Below are 1,144 nucleotides of genomic sequence, written 5' to 3'. Positions count from 1 at the left end.
GATGAGGCCGCGTTCGAGACTGAGGCATCGGCGGCCATCGATCTCGCGCCGCCGATCGCTGCGATCGAACGCCTGTTGCTGCTGACGCCGCTGGTGCGCGCCTGGAAACGCCGGCTACCGGCGCATGTCGCCGCCCTTTTCGCCGAGGAGATCGTCATCCCGGCTTCCACCGCCGACGCGATCTGGCTGGCGCGCGATCTCGCCCGGCTGATGGACGAGATCGAGACGGAAGGAACCGACTGGGCCAAGCTCACCGATCTGGTGACCGGCAACCTTGCCGGATGGTGGCAGGTGACCCTCGAATTCCTCGGCATCGTCACCGAAGCCTGGCCGAAATTCCTCGCGGAAAGCGACCGCTTCAATCCGGCCGCGCATCGCAGCGCGCTGATCCGCGCCGAGGCGGCGCGGCTGCTGCGCAATCCGCCTGCGGGGCCTGTGATAGCCGCAGGCTCGACCGGCTCGATCCCCGCCACGGCTGAATTGCTTGCAGCGATCGCGCGCTTGCCCGGCGGCGCCATCGTGCTGCCGGGTCTCGACCGGACGCTGGACGAAGCGTCGTTCCAGGCAATCGCCGCGCCCGGCGCGCGTCCAGCCGTGCTCGGCCACCCGCAATATGGCCTGGCTAGGTTGATTGGCAAGATCGGCGTATTGCGCGGCGACGTCGAGGAGATTGGCATGGCCGAACCGCGACTTGCGCTTCGCGCTGCCCTTGTCGGCGAAGCGCTGCGGCCGGCCGAAACCACCGAACTCTGGGCCGAGACGCGTGCCGGTTTCCCGGCGTCCGACATTGCCGGCGCCTTCGCCGAGGTGACCTTGCTCGAAGCTGCCAGCGAACGCGATGAAGCTGTCGCCATCGCCGTTGCGCTCAAGCGCGCGGTCGAACAACCCGGCCAAAGGGCGGCTCTCGTCACCGGCGACCGGGCACTGGCGCGGCGCGTCTCGATAGAACTCCAGCGCTTCGGCGTCGTCGCCGACGATTCCGGTGGCACGCCACTCGCCAACACCCCGGCGGCCAGCCTGCTCAGGCTGGCGCTCGAGGCGCTGTTCCGGCCAGGCGATCCGGTTGGCCTGTTGTCGCTGCTCAAGCATCCGCTGCTTGGCCTCGGCCTCGAACGGGCCGATGTGCGCCACGCGGCCGAGCTGA

General features: G+C 69.1%; 1 protein-coding gene. It reads left to right on the top strand.

What is annotated here, in order from left to right; translation table 11 throughout:
- Window positions 1-1,144 (top strand): double-strand break repair protein AddB (addB, locus tag EN943_RS37095; protein WP_127416620.1); only part of this gene is annotated, 1,144 nt, incomplete at both ends.

Source organism: Mesorhizobium sp. M7A.F.Ca.US.006.01.1.1, assembly GCF_003997935.1.
In the GTDB taxonomy this organism is placed as follows: Bacteria; Pseudomonadota; Alphaproteobacteria; order Rhizobiales; family Rhizobiaceae; genus Mesorhizobium.
The sequence above is the reverse complement of the archived record's forward strand: the minus strand, read 5'-3'. Positions and strand labels throughout refer to the sequence as shown.